Source organism: Pseudomonas sp. SMV7, from assembly GCF_052041995.1.
Lineage (GTDB): Bacteria > Pseudomonadota > Gammaproteobacteria > Pseudomonadales > Pseudomonadaceae > Aquipseudomonas.
The window spans coordinates 89,358-111,244 of the sequence record NZ_JBKGGT010000015.1; the positions used below are offsets into that span (position 1 = coordinate 89,358).

Here is a 21,887-nt window from a genome sequence, read left to right on the forward strand (position 1 = left end):
GTAGCAGCCCTATCGCGACACCAGGCCGCTCCTGCAGGCGGGCGCGGCAAGCGACTGACCGAATCCAGCCAATGGAAACGAAAAAGCCCGCCACCGTTGCCGGTAGCGGGCTTTGACGTACTGCATATGGTGGGTCGTGTAGGATTCGAACCTACGACCAATTGGTTAAAAGCCAACTGCTCTACCAACTGAGCTAACGACCCGTTGGATGGCGCGTATAATACTGATTTCTAACGGGAAATCAACACCCCACCACAACTTTTTTTAAAAATATCGCGTCGGGTCTGCCACACCGGCTGCCTTGAAGCCGTCGGCACGCAGGCGGCAGCTGTCACATTTGCCGCAGGCACGGCCGTCATCGTCGGCCTGGTAGCAGGAAACAGTCAGGCTGTAATCCACACCGCGCGCGATACCAGCCTGCACGATCTGCGCCTTGCTCATGTCCTGCAGCGGTGCCTGGATGCGGAAGCCCTGCCCTTCGACACCGGCCTTGGTCGCCAGGTTGGCCATGCGCTCGAAGGCTTCGACGAATTCGGGGCGGCAATCCGGGTAGCCGGAATAATCTACGGCATTGACACCAATGAAGATGTCACGGGCTTCCAGCACTTCTGCCCAGCCCAGGGCCAGGGACAGGAACACGGTGTTGCGCGCCGGCACGTAGGTGACCGGGATGCCTTCACTCGGGGCTTCTGGTACGTCGATGCTGCTATCGGTCAATGCCGAACCGCCAATACCATCGAGGTTCAGGCCAATCACCTTGTGCTCGACCACACCCAGGTCGCGGGCGACCCGGGCAGCGGCGTTGAGCTCGGCGCGGTGACGCTGACCATAGTCGAAACTCATGGTGTAGCAGCTGTAGCCTTCGGCCTTGGCCATGGCGACCACGGTGGCCGAATCCAGGCCACCGGACAACAGGATTACTGCGCGTTTGTCGGTCATGTGTGTACTTGCTCCTCAGTCAACGTCCGGGTTCGTCGTTCCACAGCAGCTTGTGCAGTTGCAGCTGCAAACGCACAGGCAGGTTGTCGGCGACGATCCAGTCAGCCAGGTCGCTGGCCTTCACCTGGTGGTAGCTGGGCGAAAACAGTACCTCACCGGCACGCTCGGCCAGGTTGTACTGGATCAGCTTGGAAACCGCCCAGTCGTAGTCTTCACGGGAACAGATGACGAACTTGACCTGGTCGTTGCGGGTCAGCAGCTCGATGTTCTCGTAGCGGTTACGGTGCGACTCCGCGGAGCCAGGGGTCTTCAGGTCGAGCACGCGGCTGACGCGGGTGTCGGTGCCGGAAATATCCAGCGCACCGCTGGTTTCCAGGGAAACCTCATAACCGGCGTCGCACAGGCGCTGCAACAACGGCAAGGCATTGGGCTGGGCCAACGGCTCGCCGCCGGTGACGCAGACGTAGCGCGGCTTGTAGCTGGCGACCTGCTCAAGGAGCGAATCAAGGGTGCGAAGGTGGCCGCCGTTGAAGGCATAGGCACTGTCGCAGTACTGGCAACGCAGGGGGCAACCGGTGAGCCGCACGAATACCGTGGGCAACCCAGCCGTTCGCGTTTCACCCTGCAAAGAGTAAAAGACTTCGGTGATGCGTAATGTGTCTTGCATGCTCGCCACGGGCGTGACAGCTAAACAGGCTGTCCGCCTCCGTCAGGCACTGTCGCGGACTCGACATAGCGTTATCCGCAACAGCGTGTTTACGAAAAAAGGGCAATGATTCTAACGAAAAAACCCGCGACAGGCGCGGGTTATTTCAAACGGGACAGCTCAGAGCTTCTGCAGGTCACGCTGGGCCAGCTGCGCGGCGGAAGTGCCGGGGTACTGGCTGATGACCTGCTGCAGAATGCCCCTGACCTTGTCGGTGTGCCCCATGCGGCGTTCGACGTCAGCCAGCTTGTACAGCGAATCCGGCACCTTGCTGTGCTTCGGATACTTCTGGCTGACCTGGGCGAAGGCCTGGCTGGCGGCGGGCAGGTCGCCCTTGGCCAGGTTGACCTCACCCAGCCAGTACTGGGCGTTGCCGGCGTACTGGCTATTGGGGTACTTGCGCAGGAAGGCGCCGAAGGCCTGGCTGGCCTTGTCGAAGTCTTTCTGCTTGATCAGGTCGAAAGCGGCATCGTAGTAGAGCTTTTCTTTCGCCGGATCACCGGGCTCGCTACTGGCGGCCGGTTGTTGTGCAGCAGCCCCCGCTGCTGCATCGGGGGCGGCATTCGAGACACCACCACCGGAGGAATTGTCAGGGGTCGCGGCAGGCGCGGCGCCACTGTTGATGCGACGGTCCAGGTCCTGGTAACGCTCCAGGTTTTCCTGCTTCATGCGCGACACATCGTTTTGCAGCTCTTCGATGATGCCTTGCTGGCGGGAAAGCTGATCCTGCATCTGTTGCAGCTGCATGAACAGCTGGCCCTGTGCAGAGGCAGGGGCCGAAGCCCCTGACCCGGCATAGGCGCCGCTCGTGCCATAACCCGCAGGCGGATAACTGCCTGCGTTGTCATCAACTACAGGAACCTCAGCCCAGGCCGCGAGCGGCAGGCTGAGTGCGAGGACGGTTACTACACGGCGGCCCATACGCATGAGAACTTACTTACGCAGTTCTACGCGACGGTTCTGAGCCCAGGACTGCTCGTCATTGCCAGTGGCAACCGGACGCTCTTCACCGTAGGAAACCAGTTCCAGCTGAGCAGGGGAAACGCCCTGCAGAACCAGGTAGCGCTGGACGGCCTTGGCACGACGCTCACCCAGAGCCATGTTGTACTCGCGGGTGCCGCGCTCGTCGGTGTTGCCTTCCAGAACAACGCGGTTGCCGTTGGCTTTCAGGTCCTTGGCGTGAACGTCCAGAGCGCGCATGGCTTCTGGCTTCAGGTCCGAGCTGTCGTATTCGAAGTAGAAGGTGGTGATTGCGCGCAGAGCAGCTTCTTCGCTCAGGGAGCCGTCAACAGCACCAGCGTTGGCACCGTAGCCAGCGTTCGGGTCTACAGCAGCGCCTTCGCCTGCGTTGTCACCGCCCTTCGAGGAGCAACCTACAGCTACGGCCATGGCCAGAGCCAGCGCAGCAAATTTACCAAACTTCAGCATTTCCATCGTGAAACTCCTAATGAAACCCCAGTGTGTTAAGCAAAAGTATTACGCCGCAATCAGTTCAGGTAAGGGGACCAGGACGGTTCTCTGACTTCGCCTTGAGCGGTAGGAAGTGGGAGCCTCACGCGTCCATTCAGCGACACGAGCATCAAGACTCCCCGGCCCTGCTGGCGGGTGGCGTAGATTAGCATGGTGCCGTTTGGCGCAACAGTGGGAGACTCATCAAGACTTGTCTCGGAGAGAATCTTTACACTTCCGCGCTGCAAATCCTGGGCCGCCACCTTGAAGTTGGTGAAGCCCTGCTGGCGATGGATCATCACCAGGGTCTTTTCGTCAGCCGACAGTTTCGGGTTGGCGTTGTAGTTACCGACGAAGGTTACACGCTCGGCGCCACCGCCACCGACCGACTGCTTGTAGATCTGCGGCTTGCCGCCACGGTCGGAGGTGAAGTACAGGGTGTTGCCATCCTTGCCCCAGAACGGTTCGGTGTTGATGCCCGGGCCTGCAGTGACACGGCTGATCTGGCGCGACGCCACGTTCATCACGTAGATGTCCGGGTTGCCGTCCTTCGACAGCACGAACGCCAGGCGAGTACCGTCCGGCGACCAGGCTGGCGCACCGTTCAGGCCTTCGAAGTTGGTGACCTGCTCGCGGCGGCCAGTGTCGATGTGCTGGATGAAGATGCGTGGGCGCTTCTGCTCGAACGAGACATAGGCGATACGCTTGCCATCCGGTGCAAAGCGTGGCGACAGGATCGGTTCACGCGATTGCAGCAGGGTCACTGCACGAGCACCGTCGTAGTCCGAACGCTGCAGGGTGTAGCGGGTGTTGTTGGTGGAGAAACGCTCGGCCGTCACGTACAGCATGCGGGTGGAGAACGCCCCCTTGATGCCGGTGAGCTTCTCGAACGACTGGTCGGAAATGTAGTGGGCCATGTCGCGCAGCTGGTCGACACTGCCCGCCACGCTGCCGGTCAGCACTTGCTGCTCGGTGGCGACGTTGAACAGTGCGTACTGCACCTGCAGGCGACCGCCCGACGGCACGATGCTGCCGACCATCACATACTGCGCACCCAGTGCTTTCCAGTCACGGAAGATCACTTCGCTGGCCTGCGACGGCTGGCTGATCATGTTCTGCCGCGGAATCGGCGAGTAGTAGCCAGAGTTGCGCAGGTCGTTGCCGATGATGTCGGCCATGTCTTCCGGCAGCACGCTGCCGCCCTGCAGACCGAACGGCACTACCGCGATGGGGGTGGCCCGGTCGCTGCCGCTGGTGACCAGGATGTTCTTTTCCTCTGCCACGGCCATGCCTGCCACGCAGCACAGCATGACCAGCAGCCCTCTCAGACGTTTAATCACAACGCTAGATCCTCAGGTGTAAATGTCATCTTGAACGAACGATATTGGTTGAAATCGCTCGGCTTCATACCCTGCATTTCGGTCAGGCGACCGATGTTCTTCACCGCAGCCACCGCCGAACTGTCGTACGGGCCGTCACCACTGGACCGGGCCACGCTGACGTTGGTGATGGTACCGTCCGGCAACATGTTGATCTGCAGGACCACCGTCATGCCCTTGCGCGCGGAAGGCGGACGTGCCCAGCCCTCGGCCGCGCGCAAACGGATCAGGTCGTCGAAGTCGCCGGCCACCTGGTCACCCTGCTCGTCGGCCAGCGCCTGCTGCCGTTCGGTGGTGTCGGACAACAGCTCGGCCAGGGCCTGGGCTTTCTTGTCTTCCGCCGCCTTGCGGGCCGCTTCCTGTGCCTTTTTCTTCTGGGCGTCTGCAGCGGCCTTCTTCTTGGCCTCTTCAGCTGCCTTTTTCTTCGCTTCCTCGGCGGCCGCTTTCTTCTTGGCGTCCTCGGCTGCTTTCTTCTTGGCCTCTTCGGCCGCCTTTTTCTTGGCGTCCTCGGCGGCTTGTTTCTTCGCCTCTTCAGCGGCCTCTTTCTTGGCCTCTTCTTCGGCTTTTTTCTTGGCTTCTTCCTCGGCCTTCTTCTTGGCGATGTCGGCCTGCTGCTTCTCGGCGGCTTTCTTCGCCTCTTCGGCCTTCTTGGCTTCAGCGGCTTTCTTGGCCTCGGCAGCCTTGGCGGCTTCGGCAGCGGCCTCGGCCTTCTTGGCTTCGGCAGCCTCGCGGGCCTCTTCGGCCTTTTGAGCGGCGTCGGCTTTCTTTTGTTCCGCGGCCTTCACGGCCTCCTGCTCGATCTTCTTCTGTTCCAGCTGCTCGACCTCGGTCTGGCGCGAAGCGGTCTTCTTCGCTTCCCCGGCAATCTTCTGATTGGTCTGGGTGGTCGCCTGGCTCTTGGACTTGAGCTGGTACAGGGTAGCCTGGACGATCGGCTTGGAGGGCGGCAGCTCGGGCGTCATGGCAAAACTGACGAACAGCAGGGCGAACACCAGCACATGCAGGCCGATGGCCCAGACGCTGGGCCAGAAGTAGCTTTCCGAGGCGGATGGCTCTCGCTGTTGCATCAGGGCGCCTCGGTAATCAGGCCAACGTTACCGACACCGGCCTTCTGCAACCCGCCCATGGCACCCATGACCGCGCCATAGTCGACAGCCTTGTCGCCACGAATGAACACCTGGGTCTGCTTGCCCTGGTCACGGCCGGCGGCAATGATCTTGGTCACGGCGTCGGTCATTGCAGGCAAGGTCATGGCCTTGTCCATCTGCTTGTCGGTATCGACTTCGCTGCCGAGGTTCCAGTAATAGGTCTTGTCGGCCTTGATGGAGATGGTGAGGATCTGGACGTTGTTGTCCTGCGGCAAGGCTTCGCTGGAAACCTTGGGCAGGTCGACCTTGACGCCCTGGTTGAGCATCGGCGCCGTCACCATGAAGATGACCAGCAGCACCAGCATCACGTCGATGTAGGGCACCACGTTCATCTCGGCGACGGGCTTGCGTTTGTGGCGAACTCGGGCCATGGGCTTCTACCTGATTACTCTTCGCTGGTGTGCACTTTGCGGTGCAGGATCGCCTGGAACTCGTCGGCGAAGGTGTAGTAACGACCGATCAGCACTTCACTACGGGCCGAGAAGCGGTTGTAGGCGATGACCGCCGGGATTGCCGCGAACAGGCCGATGGCAGTGGCGATCAGCGCTTCGGCGATACCCGGGGCGACCGTGGCCAGGGTGGCCTGCTGGGCGCTGGCCAGGCCGCGGAAGGAGTTCATGATGCCCCACACGGTACCGAACAGGCCGATGTACGGGCTGGTCGAACCGACGGTGGCGAGGAACGGCAGGCTCTGCTCGAGTTTTTCTTCCTCGCGCGAGATGGCCACGCGCATGGCCCGGGCAACGCCCTCCATGACCGCGTCCGGGTCAACCCCCGGCTGCTGGCGCAGGCGCGAGAATTCCTTGAAACCGGCGCGGAACACTTGCTCGACACCGGAATCCGGGTCCGGGTTGCTGCCTGCCTGGCGATACAGCTTGGACAGGTCGATGCCCGACCAGAAGCGCTCCTCGAAGGCATCCAGCGCACGACGACCGGCGCGCAGCATGGTGCTGCGCTGGAAGATCATGATCCATGATGTGACCGAGGCGGCCACCAGGGTCAGCATTACCAGCTGTACCACCACGCTGGCATTGCTGACCAGACTCCACATGGAGGTATGGTCGACGACGTTAGCTTCCACGCTTATTCTCCTGCGTTCGATTGATTACCCGAGCCGTCCGCCGCAAAGGCGTCGCGCAGCTCCGGGGGTATGGCTCGGGGTTTGAAAGTGTCGGCGCGCACGGCGGCCACCAGGAACTGCCCTTCGCAGAGCAGCGTTTCATCCTTTTCCCGCCAGACCTGCTGCACGAAGCGCAGGCTGGCGCGATTGAGTTCAGTCACATGCGCGGTGACCCGCAGCGCGTCGTCCAGGCGCGCCGGCGCGTGGTAACGCGCTTCGCTGGAATGGACCACGAACAACAGGTTTTCCCCGGCCAGCTGCGCCTGGGAAAAGCCCAGGTGGCGCAGACGCTCGGTGCGCGCACGCTCCATGAATTTCAGGTAGTTGACGTAATACACCACGCCACCGGCATCGGTATCTTCGTAATAGACGCGACAACGGTGTGCGAACGGTTCCAGGCCATTTTGCGCGCGCATACTCTAGTGCTTACTCCTCAGCTTGCCAATCCGCTGTGGCAACTGTTTTTTCTTCATTAATGTCTTATTGCCAGCGCACCCTCGGCGTGCCAGCGCTAGGACCACGAAAAGCCATTTTCGATCTGTCAGTCATCGCCTGTTTCGGAAAAATCCCCACCCTCCCCCAGGCGCCCGGGCACATTCAGGCCGAAGTGCAGGTAGGCATGCCGGGTGACCACGCGGCCACGCGGGGTACGCATGATGTAGCCTTGCTGGATCAGGTACGGTTCGAGCACATCCTCGATGGTGTGGCGCTCTTCGCTGATGGCGGCAGCCAGGTTGTCGACCCCCACCGGGCCCCCGTCGAACTTCTCGATCATGGTCAGCAGCAGACGGCGGTCGGAATGGTCGAAACCGCGCTCGTCGACGTCCAGCAGGTTGAGCGCCATGTCGGCCACGGCCTTGGTGATCTGCCCCTTGCCGCGCACCTCGGCGTAGTCGCGCACGCGGCGCAGCAGGCGGTTGGCAATACGCGGAGTACCACGGGCCCGGCGGGCGATCTCGTAGGCCCCCTGGTCCTCGATGGCCAGACCGAGGATGCCGGCCGAGCGACTGACGATGGTGGCCAGGTCCCTGTCGCTGTAGAACTCCAGGCGCTGGACGATACCGAAGCGGTCACGCAGCGGGTTGGTCAGCATGCCGGCACGGGTGGTGGCCCCGACCAGGGTGAACGGTGGCAGGTCGAGCTTGATCGAGCGGGCCGCCGGCCCTTCGCCGATCATGATGTCCAGCTGGAAGTCTTCCATGGCCGGGTACAGCACTTCTTCGACGACCGGTGACAGCCGGTGGATCTCGTCGATGAACAGCACGTCGTGCGGCTCGAGGTTGGTCAGCATGGCCGCCAGGTCGCCCGGACGCTCGAGGATCGGCCCCGAAGTGCTCTTGACCGACACGCCCATTTCCTGGGCGATGATGTTGGCCAGGGTGGTCTTGCCAAGGCCCGGCGGGCCGAAGATCAGGGTATGGTCAAGTGACTCGCTGCGGCCACGGGCGGCCTGGATGAACAGCGCCATCTGCTCGCGCACCACCGGCTGGCCGATGTACTCGTCCAGCCGCAGCGGGCGGATCGCACGGTCCTGGACTTCTTCACGGTCGCGGCCACTGGCGGCGATCAGGCGGTCGGCTTCGATCACTTGGTAATCATCCCTTTCAGGCTGCGGCGGATCAGCTCTTCACTGCTCAGGCCGGCCTTGTCCTTGATCGCCGCGATCGCCTTGCTGGCTTCCTGCGGCTTGTAGCCCAGCGAGACCAGGGCGCTGACCGCATCCGCCTCGGCCGTGGAGGTGCTGCTGACCGGCAACGGCCCATCGGAAACCAGGGTGAACATGGCCGGCGAGGTTTCCCAGGCCTTGAAACGGTCCTTGAGTTCGACCAGCAGGCGTTCGGCGGTCTTCTTGCCGACCCCCGGCACGCGTACCAGCGCCGACGTGTCCTGGGCCTGCACGCAGCGCACCAGCTCGTCGACTTCCAGGCCGGACATCAACGCCAGCGCCAGCTTCGGCCCCACGCCATTGAGGCGGATGAGCTCACGGAACAGCTCGCGCTCGCGCTTTTCGGCAAAACCGTAGAGCAGGTGGGCGTCTTCGCGCACCACCAGGTGGGTGTGCACGGTGACGCTTTCGCCCACCTTGGGCAGACGGTACAGCGTGGTCATGGGCACTTCCAGCTCGTAACCCACGCCGTTGACGTCGATAATCAGGTGCGGCGGCTGTTTCTCCGCCAGGGTGCCGCGCAAACGTCCAATCACGTTCCGATCCTTCCTCTCGGGGAGCCGGTCAAAGACCGCTCAACCCTATCAGCAAATGCAGCGGGCGCATGCATCACCCGCACAAAATGTGTATCAGGGCATGAAGCGCCTACAGACGCAAGCGCCCGCCGCGTCGCCGCGCCGTGGCCAGGCCATGCGGCACCAGGCTGGAACGGGTATGCGCGTGGCACAGGGCGATGGCCAGGGCGTCGGAGGCGTCGATCTGCGGCTTTTGCGTCAATTTCAGCAGGTGCATGACCATCATCATCACCTGTTCCTTGTTGGCCCCGCCGGTGCCGGCTACCGCCTGCTTGACCTGGGTGGCACTGTATTCGGCGATTTCCAGGCCGGCTTCGGCGGCAGCGACGATGGCCGCGCCACGCGCCTGGCCGAGCTTCAGCGCCGAGTCGGCGTTACGCGCCATGAACACCCGCTCGATGCCCATGGTCACCGGCCCGTGCTGGGCGATGATTTCGCCCACGCCACGGAAAACGATCTGCAACCGCTCATGCAACTCGCCGCTGCCGGTGCGAATGCAGCCCGACGCCACGTACTCGCAACCGCGGGCGGTCTGGCGCACCACGCCATAACCGGTGATGCGCGAGCCGGGGTCGATACCAAGAATCAGAGTCATAGCGCCTGCGTGTTCAAATGGACCGGCCTATTCGCGGGCAAGCCCGCTCCCACAGGGGACGCGCCAGGCCTGAACCTGGTGCGCTCCCGGTGGGAGCGGGCTTGCCCGCGAATAGGCCCGAAAGGCCAAGCAAAAATCTTAGCCGAGTTTTTCCATGACCTCGTCGGAGATCTGGGCATTGGAATAGACGTTCTGCACGTCATCCAGGTCTTCGAGCATGTCGATCAGCTTGAGCACTTTCTCGGCGCCGTCCTGGTCAAGTTCGGCACTGGTGGTGGGCTGCATGACGATTTCTGCGTCAGCGGCCTTGAACCCCGCCTCTTCCAGGGCGTTGCGCACGGCGTAGAAGCTGTTGAACGAGGTGAACACGTCGAACGAGCCATCGTCGTTGGCCACCACGTCATCGGCATCGGCTTCCATCGCCGCTTCCATCAGGGCGTCCTCTTCCACGCCCGGCGCGAAGCTGATCTGCCCCTTGCGCTCGAACAGGTAGGCCACCGAACCGTCGGTGCCGAGGTTGCCGCCACACTTGGTGAACGCATGGCGCACGGCGGCCGCGGTGCGGTTGCGGTTGTCGGTCATGGCCTCGACCATGATCGCCACACCGCCCGGGCCATAGCCTTCGTAGCTGAGTTCTTCGACGTTGTCGCTTTCGTTGGTACCAGCACCACGGGCCACGGCGCGATCGATGATGTCCCGGCTCATGTTGGCGCCCAGGGCCTTGTCCAGCGCCAGGCGCAGGCGCGGGTTGGAGGCCGGGTCAGGGCCGCCCTGCTTGGCAGCGACCGTCAGTTCGCGGATCCACTTGGTGAAGATCTTGCCTCTCTTGGCATCCTGGCGCTCTTTGCGGTGCTTGATGTTCGCCCACTTGGAATGACCAGCCATAACGACTCCGAATCCTTTGAATCACAAACAGCCCCGCCCCTGTACGGGGCGGGACGGGAAATTGCCTGCGTCGAAACGCTAAGGCGCATCCCTGTGGATGCGCCCGAGGACCGCTTACTCGACCTTGGTCTGTTCGCGCAGTCGGATGTGCAGCTCGCGCAGGGCCTTGGCGTCGACCAGGCCAGGGGCCTGGGTCATGACGCACGCGGCGCTCTGGGTTTTCGGGAAGGCGATCACTTCACGGATCGACTGGGCGCCGGTCATCAGCATGACCAGGCGGTCCAGGCCGAAGGCCAGGCCACCGTGAGGCGGCGCACCGAACTTCAGGGCGTCGAGCAGGAAGCCGAACTTCTCTTCCTGTTCTGCCGCTTCGATGCCCAGCAGGCGGAACACGGCCTGTTGCATCTCCTTACGGTGGATACGGATCGAACCGCCACCCAGTTCGGTACCGTTCAGGACCATGTCATAGGCACGCGACAGGGCTGCGGCCGGGTTGGCCTCGAGCTCTTCGGGGGTGCACTTCGGCGCGGTGAACGGGTGGTGCAGCGCAGTGAAGCTGCCGTCTTCGTTCTCTTCGAACATCGGGAAGTCGACCACCCACATCGGCGCCCACTCGCAGGTCAGCAGCTCGAAGTCGTGGCCCAGGCGGATACGCAGCGCGCCCAGGGCTTCGCTGACCACCTTGAACTTGTCGGCACCGAAGAACACGATGTCGCCGTCAACGGCACCAACGCGGTCGAGGATGGTATTGAGGTTGGCCTCGGGGATGTTCTTGACGATCGGCGACTGCAGGCCTTCGACGCCCTTGGCGCGCTCGTTGACCTTGATGTAGGCCAGGCCCTTGGCACCGTAGATGCCGACGAACTTGGTGTACTCGTCGATCTTGCTGCGCGGCATGCTGGCACCGCCTGGCAGGCGCAGGGCGGTAACGCGGCACTTCGGATCGTTGGCCGGGCCGGCGAACACCTTGAAGTCCACGTCCTTCAGCTGGTCGGCAACGTCGACCAGTTCCAGCGGGATGCGCAGGTCCGGCTTGTCGGAGCCGTAGCGGCGCATGGCTTCTTCGAAGGTCATGTGCGGGAATTCGCCGAATTCCAGGTCCAGCACTTCCTTGAACAGCTTGCGGATCATGCTTTCGGTCAGGCCCATGATCTCGCTTTCATCGAGGAAGCTGGTCTCGATGTCGATCTGGGTGAATTCCGGCTGGCGGTCGGCGCGCAGGTCTTCGTCACGGAAGCACTTGGCGATCTGGTAGTAGCGGTCGAAGCCGGCGACCATCAGCAGCTGCTTGAACAGCTGCGGCGACTGCGGCAGGGCGAAGAAGCTGCCGGCGTGGGTACGGCTTGGCACCAGGTAGTCACGCGCGCCTTCCGGGGTGGCGCGGGTCAGGATCGGCGTCTCGACATCGAGGAAGCCGTTCTCGTCGAGGAAGCGACGGATGCTGCTGGTGATGCGCGAGCGCAGGCGCAGCTTGTCGGCCATTTCCGGACGACGCAGGTCGATGAAGCGATAACGCAGGCGGGTCTCCTCGCCAACGTCGGAGTATTCGTTGAGCGGGAACGGTGGGGTTTCCGCTTCGTTGAGAACGTTCAGCTGGTAGCCGAGAATCTCGATGGCACCGGACGCCATGTTGGCATTCACCGCACCCTCAGGGCGCTTGCGCACCTTGCCGGTGATCTGCACGACGTACTCGCTGCGCACGCGGTCGGCAGCGGCGAAGGTTTCGGCGCGATCCGGGTCGAACACGACCTGGGCCATGCCTTCGCGGTCACGGATGTCGAGGAAGATCACCCCGCCGTGGTCGCGGCGACGATGGACCCAGCCGCAAAGGGTGACTTCCTGGCCGTCCAGGCTCTCGTTCAGTTGGCCGCAATAATGGCTGCGCATCATGATGGTGGTTTCGCTTCTCGTGATTCGTGTATTCGGTGGAGGCCTTGGCCGCCCGGAGGGCTAATACTGCAAGACCCGGTCACAGCATTCAACTCAGTCGGCCTTGTCGCCGCCTGCCAGATTCTTTTTCGCCCCGGTCTTGAAGTCGGTTTCGTACCAACCATTACCGCTCAGGCGGAAGCCTGGCACCGACAGCAGCTTCTTCAGTGCCGGCGCCTGGCAGGCCGGGCAATCGGTCAGCGGCGCGGCGCTGATCTTCTGCAGCACTTCCATGCGGTGCTCGCAGGATGCACATTGATAGTCATAAAGGGGCATGGGTGTCTCTCGTCAACCATAACGCTGGCTGCCGGGGCAGCAAAAAGCGGGATTATATATGGTTAGCAAGCACTGCGCAGCCCGCCAGGCGATCAGCGCACAGTGGGCGGGTCCTGCAGCCAGGCGACACAGATCACCCGGATCAGCCCGCTGAAGTTGCGCACTCCACCTTGGCGCAGGTGCACTTCGCGGTCCACGTAGGACAGCACCGCGCTGACCGAGCAGCGGTTGGCCACGGCGATGCGCTCGAGGATGCCCCAATAGACGGCCTCCAGGCGCAGGCAGGTGGAAAAACCGTTGAGCCGTACCGAACGCGACACCGGCTGGGTCTGCTGCATGTCGAAATCCGCCTTGAACGGATCGACACACGCTTTACCGGGCCAGCGCCCCTGGCCAGCCACACGCTTGCTCACTTGCATCATGCGCCACTCCTCCTCGTCACAGGTAGCAGGTGGCCTATGAAGCGCTTATGAGCGCGGTCAGAGCAGCGGCAAAATCTTCCTGATCAGAATCCACGGCGGATGTGCGCCAGGCAGGAGCAGCCCATCGCGACACAAGGCCGCTCCTGCACACAGGGCAAGATTACTTGCCGTCGAGCAGCACCCGCAGCATCCAGGCAGTCTTCTCATGCACCTGCATGCGCTGGGTCAGCAGGTCGGCGGTTGGTTCGTCACTGACCTTGTCCACCACCGGGAAGATGCTGCGCGCGGTGCGCACCACGGCTTCCTGGCCCTGGACCAGTTGGCGGATCATCTCGTCTGCCGGGGGTACCCCCTCTTCCTCCTTGATCGAGGAATGCCGCGCATAGAACGCATAAGACCCCGGCGCCGGGAAGCCCAGGGCCCGGATGCGTTCGGCGATCGAGTCGACCGCCAGCGCCAGTTCGTTGTACTGCTCTTCGAACATCAGGTGCAGGGTGCGGAACGACGGACCGGTGACGTTCCAGTGAAAGTTATGGGTTTTCAGATACAGCACATAGGTATCCGACAACAGGCGGGACAGCCCATCGACGATGGACTTGCGATCTTCTTCACTGATACCGATATCAATTGCCATGAAGTTCCCCTTTCCATAAGGCTTGAGACTCAAGCGGGTGCCGACCACTTTAGCAACACTTGACGCAGGGCGCATGCGACATGGCGCAGCACAGCGCCCGGCGGCCTGTGGTTTGAGTAGCCTGCGGCTTTACTGTTAAATAGGCAGCGTGCCACCCGTGCGGACTGACATTGCCGGGTGCATAGGCCGGCCTGTCACGTGTTCGCGCGCCACACCTCAATGCGCACCGTGCCGCCGGCTCTTCCTGTGACCAGCCTTATCAACTGTGAGCCAACCCATGTTCAAGATCGTCCATCTGGTGACGGGCGTGGCAGCCTTGCTGCTATCGCTCATACCCAGCCTGAAAACCGATGCAAGTCCTTTCCTGGAACAACCTGACGCGGTCTACCTGGCCCTGTTCGGTCTGCTCAACCTGATTATCGCCCCGGTGGTGCCGCTGTACTACCGCGGCGCCCGCCAGCAGCTGCAATACCTGGCTTGCGCCTTGCTGGTGGTGGCGGTGGTGCTGCAGACCCTGACGGTGCTGGCACGCCCGGAAATGGGCAGCCTGGCCGCGCTGGTCTGCGCAGCCCTGGCCGTGGCGGCACACCTGGCCGCAGGCCTTGCCCGCAGCCCCCGCAAGGCACGCACCAACCAGTCGGCAACGCAGGAATCCGGCAACCGTGATACCGGTACCGTCAAGTGGTTCAACACGTCCAAAGGCTTCGGCTTCATCTCCCGCGATTCGGGTGATGACATCTTCGTGCACTTTCGCGCCATTCGCGGTGAAGGCCACCGCATCCTGGTCGAGGGCCAGCGCGTGGAGTTCTCGGTGATGCACCGCGACAAGGGCCTGCAGGCCGAAGACGTGGTCGCTGTCACCCGCCGCTGATCAACTGCGACGGCCACTGCCTGTGGAGGCGGGCTCGCCCGCCCCACAGGATTGCTGTTCATCCAGCGCTACCGGCTTCAATAATGAGGCGGCGGCGCCTCCTCCCCGTCATTGCCGTACTGGCCAACTATCTCTTCGTAACGCTTGATCAGCTCGGCCATCTGCAATTGCAGCCGCTCGATCACCCGCGCCTGCTCGACCACCACATCATTCAGCGCCTGGATGGTGTCATCCTGGAACGCCTGCCGGGTTTCCAGCTCGACCATTCGCATTTCCAACGACATATCAGGCCTCTACATACCCATCGAGTTTCAAATCACGCAGGCGCTGGCGTACGGCTTGCACTTGCTCGTCGGTATAAGCCACTGCCGGGCACTTGCCCCACACCGGCGCAGGCCAGGCGGCGTCGTCGCGCTGGCGCACGATTACGTGCATGTGCAACTGGCTGACCACATTGCCGAGGGTGGCAACGTTCATCTTGTCAGCCTGGTAACTCGCCTTCAATGCCTCGGCCAGGCGGGTGGTTTCCTGCCACAACTGCTGCTGCTGCGCCGCATCCAGTTCGAACAGCTCGCTGATACCGGCGCACTTGGGCACCAGGATGAACCACGGGTAGTTGGCGTCCTTGCTCAGCAGCAACTGGCACAGCGCAAACTCACCCAGCACCAGGGCATCCTGCTGCAAACGCGAATCGAGGACGAACACGGCAAATCTCCTTCAGGTAAAACCCACCCGCCACACGCGGAATACAGGCCTGGAAGGATACCTTGCACGTTCCCGGTAACACAGCGCTACTTTTCGCACCAAAATGAGGCCTACCGTGCCCCACCCACCACACTGACCACCCCACAAATGACTCTGGTTGAACTAGTTGCGGTAACACATTGACTTTCATGGCAGCTTTTTTATTTTTAATGATTCTCGACTGCAGCATGAGCAGAGCCAGCCCCGCCCCGTATTTACGGCGCTTTCCGACCCTCGGTAGCGAGTTTTGTGAAAATTTCATGAAGTGTTGCGTATTTTGAGCACGCTTGTTGCATTCCCTTCACGCCAAGTCGGCACGACATCTGCTATGGCAGGTGGACGCGACAAATGACAACAGCGGCATTGGTTACCAGGGAGTTTCCCGCGCCGAATTGCATCGCCCGATGTGAGACGACTACGGAAACAACGCTGGCGTTGTACGGCCCATAACCGGGGCGTGATTTGCGACATGGAGACACCTGAAAGCGACATGGCAAAAAAGTTCCGTAAAGGATGCTTATAGCCATATCGCCAACAACAGTCAGCGTGCTATACATTTTCGCCGACATAACAAGAAAGAGCTGCGCCATATAACTAGAACAGATGGTTGCAGCGGTACTCTTCCTAAAAACCAAAGGAGCAAATCACGATGCGCGTGATGAAGTGGAGCATGATCGCCCTGGCCGTTGCGGCAGGGACCTCGCAGTTGGCTTTGGCCTCGTCGCAGGACGAGTCCAAAGGTTTCATCGAAGACAGCAAGCTGAACGTCAAGACCCGCATGCTGTACTTCAGCCGTGATTTCCGTAACAACGAAGGCGGCCAGAGCCGTCGCGAAGAAACCGGCCTGGGCTTCCTCGGCACCTTCGAGTCCGGCTTCACCCAAGGCACCGTGGGTGTGGGTGTCGACGCCATCGGCATGCTTGGCCTGAAGCTGGACAGCGGCAAGGGCCGCGCGGGTACCGGCCTGTTCCCGACCGGCTCCGACGGCCGTTCGCAGGACGACTACTCCAAGGGCGGCGGCGCGGTCAAGTTCCGCATCTCCGACACCGTGCTGAAAGTGGGTGACCAGTTCACCGCACTGCCGGTCTTCGCCACCGACGACAGCCGCCTGCTGCCAGAAATCGCCCAGGGCACCCTGATCACCAGCAACGAGATCAAGGGCCTGACCCTGCACGCTGGTCACTTCACCAGCCTGACCGCCCAGGAGCAGACCAACCGTGACAGCTTCCGCCTGAAGGAAGCCAACGTGGTCGGCGGTACCTACGCCTTCACCGATACCCTCAGCACCAGCCTGTACTACTCGAAGGTCGAAGACTACTGGCGCAAGTACTACGCCAACGTCAACTGGGCGCTGCCGATTTCCGACAAGCAAGGCCTGGTGTTCGACTTCAACATCTATGACACCAAGAGCGAAGGCTCGGCCGAGTACCGCGCCTTCGATGGCGACAAGCTGGACAACCGCGCGTTCAGCCTGTCGGGCGCCTACAACATCGGCGCCCACACCTTCACCCTGGCCTACCAGAAAGTCACCGGCGACGGCGACTATGGCTACGGCGTCGACGGTGGCGGCACCATCTTCCTGGCCAACTCCGTGGCTCGCTCCGACTTCAACGCCGAAGACGAGAAGTCCTGGCAGGCTCGCTACGACCTGAACTTTGCCGAATACGGCATTCCAGGCCTGACCTTCATGACCCGTTATGTACGCGGTACCGACGCCAACGTCGCCGGCACCAGCAACGGCAAGGAATGGGAACGCGACGTCGACATCAAGTACGTACTGCAGGAAGGCCCGGCGAAAGACCTGAGCTTCCGCGTGCGTCAGGCTACCTACCGCTCTTCCGATGGCGTCTACTACGATTCCCCATCGATCGACGAACTGCGCCTGATCGTGGAGTACCCGCTGAGCATCCTGTAAGCCTGGCTTGCAGTGCCCCGCAACTGAAAAAGCCCGGCAATCACGCCGGGCTTTTTCTTGGCTGACAAGCGCCACGCCCTGGGGCATCCTGTACGCCTGCGTTTCACCCCCGTACAATGCGGGGTCATTTCAATGTCTTAGGCAATCGACACGGCTCACCATGCGCACCAGTCAATATTTGCTCGCCACCCAGAAAGAAACCCCTGCCGACGCAGTGGTCATCAGCCATCAGCTCATGCTGCGTGCCGGCATGATCCGCAAACTGGCCTCCGGCCTGTATACCTGGCTGCCGATGGGCTTGCGGGTAATGCGCAAGGTCGAGGCCGTGGTGCGTGAGGAAATGAACGCCGCCGGCGCCCTGGAAGTGCTGATGCCCAGCATCCAGCCCGCCGAACTGTGGCAGGAATCCGGCCGCTGGGAACAGTACGGCCCCGAGCTGCTGCGCCTGAAGGACCGCCATCAGCGCGACTTCTGCGTCGGCCCGACCCACGAAGAAGTGATTACCGACCTGGCCCGCAACGAGCTGTCCAGCTATAAACAGCTGCCGCTCAACATGTACCAGATCCAGACCAAGTTCCGTGACGAGATCCGCCCGCGCTTCGGCCTGATGCGCGGCCGCGAGTTCATCATGAAGGACGCCTACTCGTTCCATGCCGACCAGGCTTCCCTGCAGGAAACCTACGACCGCATGCACCAGGCGTATACCAATATCTTCACCCGCCTGGGCCTGGACTTCCGCCCGGTGCAGGCCGACACCGGCTCCATCGGTGGCAGCTACTCGCATGAATTCCACGTGCTGGCCGAGTCCGGCGAAGACGACGTGATCTTCAGCGACAGCTCCGACTATGCCGCCAACATCGAGAAGGCCGAGGCCATCCCACGGGAAACCGTGCGCCCTGCGCCTACCGAGGAGCTGCGCCTGGTCGACACGCCGAACGCCAAGACCATCGCCCAGCTGGTGGAAAACTTCGGCCTGCCGATCGAGAAAACCGTCAAGACCCTGATCGTGCACGGCGCAGAACCAGGCAAGCTGGTTGCGCTGATCGTGCGCGGCGACCACGAACTCAACGAAATCAAGGCCGCCAAGCTGGAACAGGTAGCCGACCCGCTGGTCATGGCCAGCGACGCCGAACTGCGCGAGGCCATCGGTGCCGGCGCCGGTTCGCTCGGCCCGTTGAACCTGCCGCTGGAAATCATCATCGACCGCTCGGTTGCCCTGATGAGCGACTTCGGCATTGGCGCCAACATCGACGACAAGCACTACTTCGGCGTGAACTGGGAGCGCGACCTGCCGGTGCCACAGGTGGCCGACCTGCGTAACGTGGTCGAAGGCGACCCGAGCCCGGACGGCCAGGGCACCCTGGTGATCAAGCGCGGTATCGAAGTGGGCCACATCTTCCAGCTGGGCACCAAGTACAGCGAGGCGCTGAAGTGCCAGGTACTGGGTGAGAACGGCAAGCCGGTCACCCTGGCCATGGGTTGCTACGGTATCGGCGTGTCCCGCGTGGTCGCCGCTGCCATCGAGCAGAACCATGACGACAAGGGCATCATCTGGAATGACGCCCTGGCCCCGTTCCAGATCGCCCTGGTACCGCTGCGCTACGAAACCGACGTGGTCCGCGAGGCGACCGACAAGCTGTACGCCGAATTGACCGCCGCCGGTTACGAGGTGCTGCTGGACGACCGCGACAAGAAGACCAGCCCCGGCATCAAGTTTGCCGACATGGAGCTGATCGGCATCCCGCACCGCATCGTCGTCAGCGATCGCGGCCTGGCCGAAGGCAACCTGGAATACAAGCACCGCACCGAGCAGGACGCCCAGGCATTGCCGCTGGCCGAGGTGCTGACCTTCCTGCAGGCACGCGTTCGCCGCTGATAACCAATGCACGAGTGATCATGTACAAGCGAAGTACCTTTACCCTGGGGGGCGCCGCACTGTGCGGCGCCCTGCTCGTCAGCGGCTGCGCCAACCAGATGTCCCAGCGCAGCGACCATGAGGAGCGCGTCGAGCGCAAACTGCTCGAACACACCCTGCAGATCGATGTCGGCGAGCCGAAGGTGATGGAGCTTCCGCAACGACGTGTGCGCGTGCATGAGCAGCAGCGCTTCGAAGTCACCGAGTTCGAAGTTACCCGGCGCTATGACCGCTACACGCCCTACCAGCCCTGGCGGGAGATCTACGAGATCCCGCTGGGGGCTGTGGCCGTGGTGGCAGGCGTCGGTGCCAACGTGGTCAATGTCTTCGCCCTGGGCAACCTGCCGGAAAGCATTACCCACGACTGGCTCAGCTACGGTGTGGACGGGCTCAACCCGTTCATGAACGTGCCGTCCAACGGCCGTGCCCAGCAGAACCTGGCCGGGATCAGCGAGGTGCAGAAGGGCAAGCGCGAAGAGTCCACCAGCGTGCCCTGGAGCGAGCGTCTGGTCGAGGTCAAGGCTGGCAAGACCACCCACGAGCTGACGACCGACAGGAACGGCGTGCTGCGCCTGAACCTGCTCGACAGCCCGTTCTCCGAGCAGAATCTCAACCACATCGGCACCCTGCACCTGCAGGTGGTGGACGAGGACAACGCCGTTCGTGGCGATGCCAGCCTGCTGGTCAGCGCCAGCCTGCGCAACAAGCTGCTCGAAGCCCACGAACTGATCTTCGATGACCTTGAGGACGACGACGTCAGCCAGTGGGTGCACCGGGTCAAGCGCTTGTCTGAACTGGGCCTGGAAGAGGAAGCCAGTGAAATGGAACAGAGCCTGATCGAACTGACCCGCAACGATCCGGAGCTGCAGCAAGAGTTTCTGCAGTCGCTGACCAAGGCCACTGGCCGGCTGGTGGCCGACCCGGGCGCGCAGTAACCCGCATCACGCAATACCTTGCAGGAGCGGCCTTGTGTCGCTCCTGCAGGGGCCGCGTTGAATTGGCGGGCCATCTATTGAGGCGGGAACAGCTCCAGCTGCTCATGTGCCCCACGCAAATCGCGCAACCTCACCCCCACCCCCAGCAAGCGCACCGGCTTGCCGCCACGGGCAAAGGCCTGCCCCAGCAACTGCCGATAACTGTCCAGGTCCCGACCGGCCCCCGCCTGCTCCAGGGTGGTCTGGCTGAAGTCATGGAACTTGACCTTGACGAAGGGTTTCTCCGGCCGGTAACTGCTGTCCATACGGGCAATGCGCTGGTTCAGGCTCTCCAGCAGCTCGGGCAGCCGTGCCAGGCAGCTGGCCAGGTCCGGCAAGTCGGTGTCGTAGGTGTTTTCCACACTGACCGACTGGCGCCGGCTGTCATTGTGTACCGCACGCTCATCGATACCGCGCGCCAGCCCCCACAAACGTTCGCCAAAGCTGCCGAACTCGCGCACCAGGGCCAGACGCGACCAGTCGCGCAGCTCAAGGCAGGTCTCGATTCCCAGCCGCGCCAACTTGTCTGCGGTTACCTTGCCCACTCCGTGCAACCTGGCCACCGGCAAGGCGGCAACGAACGCCTCGACTTCGCCTGGGGTTATCACGAACAGGCCATTGGGCTTGCGCCAGTCACTGGCGACCTTGGCCAGGAACTTGTTGGGTGCCACGCCAGCCGAGACGGTGATATGCAGGGTGCGGGCGACACGCCGGCGGATATCCTCGGCAATGCGCGTAGCGCTGCCCGAATACCACTGGCTGTCGGTCACATCCAGGTACGCCTCGTCCAGTGACAGCGGCTCGATCAGCTCGGTGTAGTCTCGGAAGATCGTGTGGATTTCCCGCGAGGCCTCTCGGTAGGCCTCGAAGCGCGGCTTGACGATCAGCAGGTCGGGGCACAGCTTCAGCGCATGCCGCGAAGACATGGCCGAACGCACCCCGTAGGCACGCGCCTCATAGTTGCAAGTGGCGATCACCCCACGCTGGTCAGGCAAGCCCCCTACGGCCATGGGCCGCCCGGCCAGGCGCGGGTCGTCACGCATCTCGATCGCGGCGTAAAAGCAATCGCAGTCAACGTGAATGATCTTGCGCAAGGACATGGATGCTCATCAGCACTGTAAATTCATACAGATAGTATCGCATGCGACTCGCGGTGTGCAGCCGCTAGCCCGCTGCGCGCGATGATCGGGCTGAAAGCCCCGCCGCGCCTGAGCTGAACCGCATTATCCGAACGCTAAGAGTTTGAACGGGAAAGGTTTTTTTATAAAGATGCTTGACAGCCACGGTTAAATCCGTAGAATTCGGTCTCACAGGCGCGGGATGGAGCAGCCTGGTAGCTCGTCGGGCTCATAACCCGAAGGTCGTCGGTTCAAATCCGGCTCCCGCAACCAGATTCGAGAAAAGGCCACTGTTTACGCAGTGGCCTTTTTCTTTTGCCTCGAATAAAGCGTTGGAAGAAATATCAAAAAAATCAACGACTAGCGCTTGACAGCCATTCTGGAAACTGTAGAATGCGCCCCACTGACGCGGGATGGAGCAGCCTGGTAGCTCGTCGGGCTCATAACCCGAAGGTCGTCGGTTCAAATCCGGCTCCCGCAACCATATTCGTCAGAACAAACCCCGCCTGTGTAACAGCAGCGCGGGGTTTGTTGCTTTTCCCTTTCCTGCTTTTCGTCGCCCCGTATTTACCCGCCTTGCACTCAACCCGCGCGCTTGAGAGCTCGTCCCGTGGATGAACTATCTTT

The 21,887-nt window shown here is 62.1% G+C and carries 24 protein-coding genes and 3 tRNA genes; 6 read left to right on the forward strand and 21 right to left on the reverse strand.

Translation table 11 applies throughout. From position 1 onward, the window contains the following. Positions 1 to 127 precede the first annotated feature (127 nt). The 18 genes from ACLEJP_RS18395 to ACLEJP_RS18480 form a co-directional block, all read right to left on the reverse strand. Positions 128 to 203, reverse strand: a tRNA-Lys gene (locus tag ACLEJP_RS18395). A 61-nt stretch (positions 204 to 264) separates the two neighbouring features. Continuing rightward, complete coding sequence (queC, locus tag ACLEJP_RS18400) at positions 265 to 939, reverse strand: 7-cyano-7-deazaguanine synthase QueC (protein ID WP_440808612.1); 675 nt, start codon at positions 937 to 939, stop codon at positions 265 to 267. Between the two features lie 19 nt (positions 940 to 958). Next, the gene (queE, locus tag ACLEJP_RS18405) at positions 959 to 1,606 is read right to left on the reverse strand and encodes a 7-carboxy-7-deazaguanine synthase QueE (protein ID WP_440808615.1); all 648 of its coding nucleotides are present in this window, start codon (positions 1,604 to 1,606) and stop codon (positions 959 to 961) included. Positions 1,607 to 1,765: 159 nt separating this feature from the next. Beyond that, positions 1,766 to 2,572: a tol-pal system protein YbgF gene (gene ybgF, locus ACLEJP_RS18410; RefSeq protein WP_440808617.1), complete on the reverse strand. Its 807-nt coding sequence runs from the start codon at positions 2,570 to 2,572 to the stop codon at positions 1,766 to 1,768. A 6-nt stretch (positions 2,573 to 2,578) separates the two neighbouring features. Continuing rightward, the gene (pal, locus tag ACLEJP_RS18415) at positions 2,579 to 3,079 is read right to left on the reverse strand and encodes a peptidoglycan-associated lipoprotein Pal (RefSeq protein ID WP_015271469.1); all 501 of its coding nucleotides are present in this window, start codon (positions 3,077 to 3,079) and stop codon (positions 2,579 to 2,581) included. Positions 3,080 to 3,132: 53 nt separating this feature from the next. Further along, a complete protein-coding gene (tolB, locus tag ACLEJP_RS18420; protein WP_189665511.1) occupies positions 3,133 to 4,404 on the reverse strand; it encodes a Tol-Pal system beta propeller repeat protein TolB in 1,272 nt (423 codons plus the stop codon). A 26-nt stretch (positions 4,405 to 4,430) separates the two neighbouring features. Next, positions 4,431 to 5,540, reverse strand: coding sequence for a cell envelope integrity protein TolA (tolA, locus tag ACLEJP_RS18425; protein ID WP_225778867.1), 1,110 nt, complete (start codon positions 5,538 to 5,540; stop codon positions 4,431 to 4,433). Continuing rightward, the gene (tolR, locus tag ACLEJP_RS18430; RefSeq protein ID WP_003254760.1) at positions 5,540 to 5,992 is read right to left on the reverse strand and encodes a protein TolR; all 453 of its coding nucleotides are present in this window, start codon (positions 5,990 to 5,992) and stop codon (positions 5,540 to 5,542) included. Before tolR ends, tolA begins: the two co-directional genes overlap by 1 nt. Before the next feature lie 14 nt (positions 5,993 to 6,006). After that, a complete protein-coding gene (tolQ, locus tag ACLEJP_RS18435) occupies positions 6,007 to 6,702 on the reverse strand; it encodes a protein TolQ (RefSeq protein ID WP_114169711.1) in 696 nt (231 codons plus the stop codon). Positions 6,703 to 6,704: 2 nt separating this feature from the next. Then, positions 6,705 to 7,157 carry a tol-pal system-associated acyl-CoA thioesterase gene (ybgC, locus tag ACLEJP_RS18440; protein ID WP_440808621.1) on the reverse strand — a complete coding sequence of 151 codons (453 nt, stop codon included), beginning with the start codon at positions 7,155 to 7,157 and terminating at the stop codon, positions 6,705 to 6,707. A 125-nt stretch (positions 7,158 to 7,282) separates the two neighbouring features. Continuing rightward, the gene (gene ruvB, locus ACLEJP_RS18445) at positions 7,283 to 8,329 is read right to left on the reverse strand and encodes a Holliday junction branch migration DNA helicase RuvB (protein ID WP_170031562.1); all 1,047 of its coding nucleotides are present in this window, start codon (positions 8,327 to 8,329) and stop codon (positions 7,283 to 7,285) included. Beyond that, a complete protein-coding gene (ruvA, locus tag ACLEJP_RS18450; protein ID WP_225778868.1) occupies positions 8,326 to 8,943 on the reverse strand; it encodes a Holliday junction branch migration protein RuvA in 618 nt (205 codons plus the stop codon). The genes ruvB and ruvA overlap by 4 nt, the downstream gene beginning before the upstream one ends. 109 nt (positions 8,944 to 9,052) lie before the next feature. After that, positions 9,053 to 9,577 (reverse strand): crossover junction endodeoxyribonuclease RuvC, encoded by a 525-nt coding sequence (gene ruvC / locus ACLEJP_RS18455; RefSeq protein WP_004375291.1) that lies wholly within the window; start codon positions 9,575 to 9,577, stop codon positions 9,053 to 9,055. 138 nt (positions 9,578 to 9,715) lie between these two features. Next, on the reverse strand, positions 9,716 to 10,462 hold the full coding sequence (locus ACLEJP_RS18460) for a YebC/PmpR family DNA-binding transcriptional regulator (RefSeq protein ID WP_289131114.1): 747 nt from the start codon (positions 10,460 to 10,462) through the stop codon (positions 9,716 to 9,718). Between the two features lie 114 nt (positions 10,463 to 10,576). After that, positions 10,577 to 12,352, reverse strand: a complete 1,776-nt coding sequence (gene aspS / locus ACLEJP_RS18465) for an aspartate--tRNA ligase (protein WP_061304906.1) — start codon at positions 12,350 to 12,352, stop codon at positions 10,577 to 10,579. A gap of 93 nt (positions 12,353 to 12,445) precedes the next feature. Further along, positions 12,446 to 12,667: an FmdB family zinc ribbon protein gene (locus ACLEJP_RS18470; RefSeq protein WP_003254776.1), complete on the reverse strand. Its 222-nt coding sequence runs from the start codon at positions 12,665 to 12,667 to the stop codon at positions 12,446 to 12,448. A 92-nt stretch (positions 12,668 to 12,759) separates the two neighbouring features. After that, complete coding sequence (locus ACLEJP_RS18475) at positions 12,760 to 13,089, reverse strand: ribbon-helix-helix domain-containing protein (protein WP_440808627.1); 330 nt, start codon at positions 13,087 to 13,089, stop codon at positions 12,760 to 12,762. A 160-nt stretch (positions 13,090 to 13,249) separates the two neighbouring features. Continuing rightward, the gene (locus tag ACLEJP_RS18480; protein WP_003254783.1) at positions 13,250 to 13,723 is read right to left on the reverse strand and encodes a Dps family protein; all 474 of its coding nucleotides are present in this window, start codon (positions 13,721 to 13,723) and stop codon (positions 13,250 to 13,252) included. A 277-nt stretch (positions 13,724 to 14,000) separates the two neighbouring features. On the opposite strand from ACLEJP_RS18480, the gene ACLEJP_RS18485 reads away from it, so the two are divergent. Further along, positions 14,001 to 14,594 (forward strand): cold shock domain-containing protein membrane protein, encoded by a 594-nt coding sequence (locus ACLEJP_RS18485; protein WP_440808630.1) that lies wholly within the window; start codon positions 14,001 to 14,003, stop codon positions 14,592 to 14,594. Between the two features lie 77 nt (positions 14,595 to 14,671). Here ACLEJP_RS18485 and ACLEJP_RS18490 read toward each other — a convergent pair whose 3' ends face one another. Beyond that, entirely contained in the window at positions 14,672 to 14,878 is a 207-nt protein-coding gene (locus ACLEJP_RS18490; protein WP_440808633.1) for a SlyX family protein, read from the reverse strand. Between the two features lies 1 nt (position 14,879). Continuing rightward, positions 14,880 to 15,299: an HIT family protein gene (locus tag ACLEJP_RS18495; protein ID WP_440808635.1), complete on the reverse strand. Its 420-nt coding sequence runs from the start codon at positions 15,297 to 15,299 to the stop codon at positions 14,880 to 14,882. Between the two features lie 688 nt (positions 15,300 to 15,987). Here ACLEJP_RS18495 and ACLEJP_RS18500 point away from each other — a divergent pair. The 3 genes from ACLEJP_RS18500 to ACLEJP_RS18510 all read left to right on the forward strand — a co-directional run bounded on the left by ACLEJP_RS18500 (position 15,988) and on the right by ACLEJP_RS18510 (position 20,103). After that, positions 15,988 to 17,253: an OprD family porin gene (locus tag ACLEJP_RS18500; RefSeq protein WP_225778874.1), complete on the forward strand. Its 1,266-nt coding sequence runs from the start codon at positions 15,988 to 15,990 to the stop codon at positions 17,251 to 17,253. Between the two features lie 160 nt (positions 17,254 to 17,413). Next, entirely contained in the window at positions 17,414 to 19,129 is a 1,716-nt protein-coding gene (locus tag ACLEJP_RS18505) for a proline--tRNA ligase (protein WP_225778875.1), read from the forward strand. A gap of 20 nt (positions 19,130 to 19,149) precedes the next feature. Then, the gene (locus tag ACLEJP_RS18510) at positions 19,150 to 20,103 is read left to right on the forward strand and encodes a hypothetical protein (protein ID WP_440808637.1); all 954 of its coding nucleotides are present in this window, start codon (positions 19,150 to 19,152) and stop codon (positions 20,101 to 20,103) included. Positions 20,104 to 20,177: 74 nt separating this feature from the next. On the opposite strand, the gene dinB is transcribed toward ACLEJP_RS18510, so the two are convergent. Continuing rightward, on the reverse strand, positions 20,178 to 21,236 hold the full coding sequence (dinB, locus tag ACLEJP_RS18515; protein WP_440808671.1) for a DNA polymerase IV: 1,059 nt from the start codon (positions 21,234 to 21,236) through the stop codon (positions 20,178 to 20,180). A 220-nt stretch (positions 21,237 to 21,456) separates the two neighbouring features. Between dinB and ACLEJP_RS18520 the strand changes: the two genes are divergently transcribed. Next, positions 21,457 to 21,533: transfer RNA gene (locus tag ACLEJP_RS18520), tRNA-Met, on the forward strand. Positions 21,534 to 21,667: 134 nt separating this feature from the next. After that, a tRNA-Met gene (locus ACLEJP_RS18525) sits at positions 21,668 to 21,744 on the forward strand. The last annotated feature ends 143 nt before the right edge of the window (positions 21,745 to 21,887 follow it).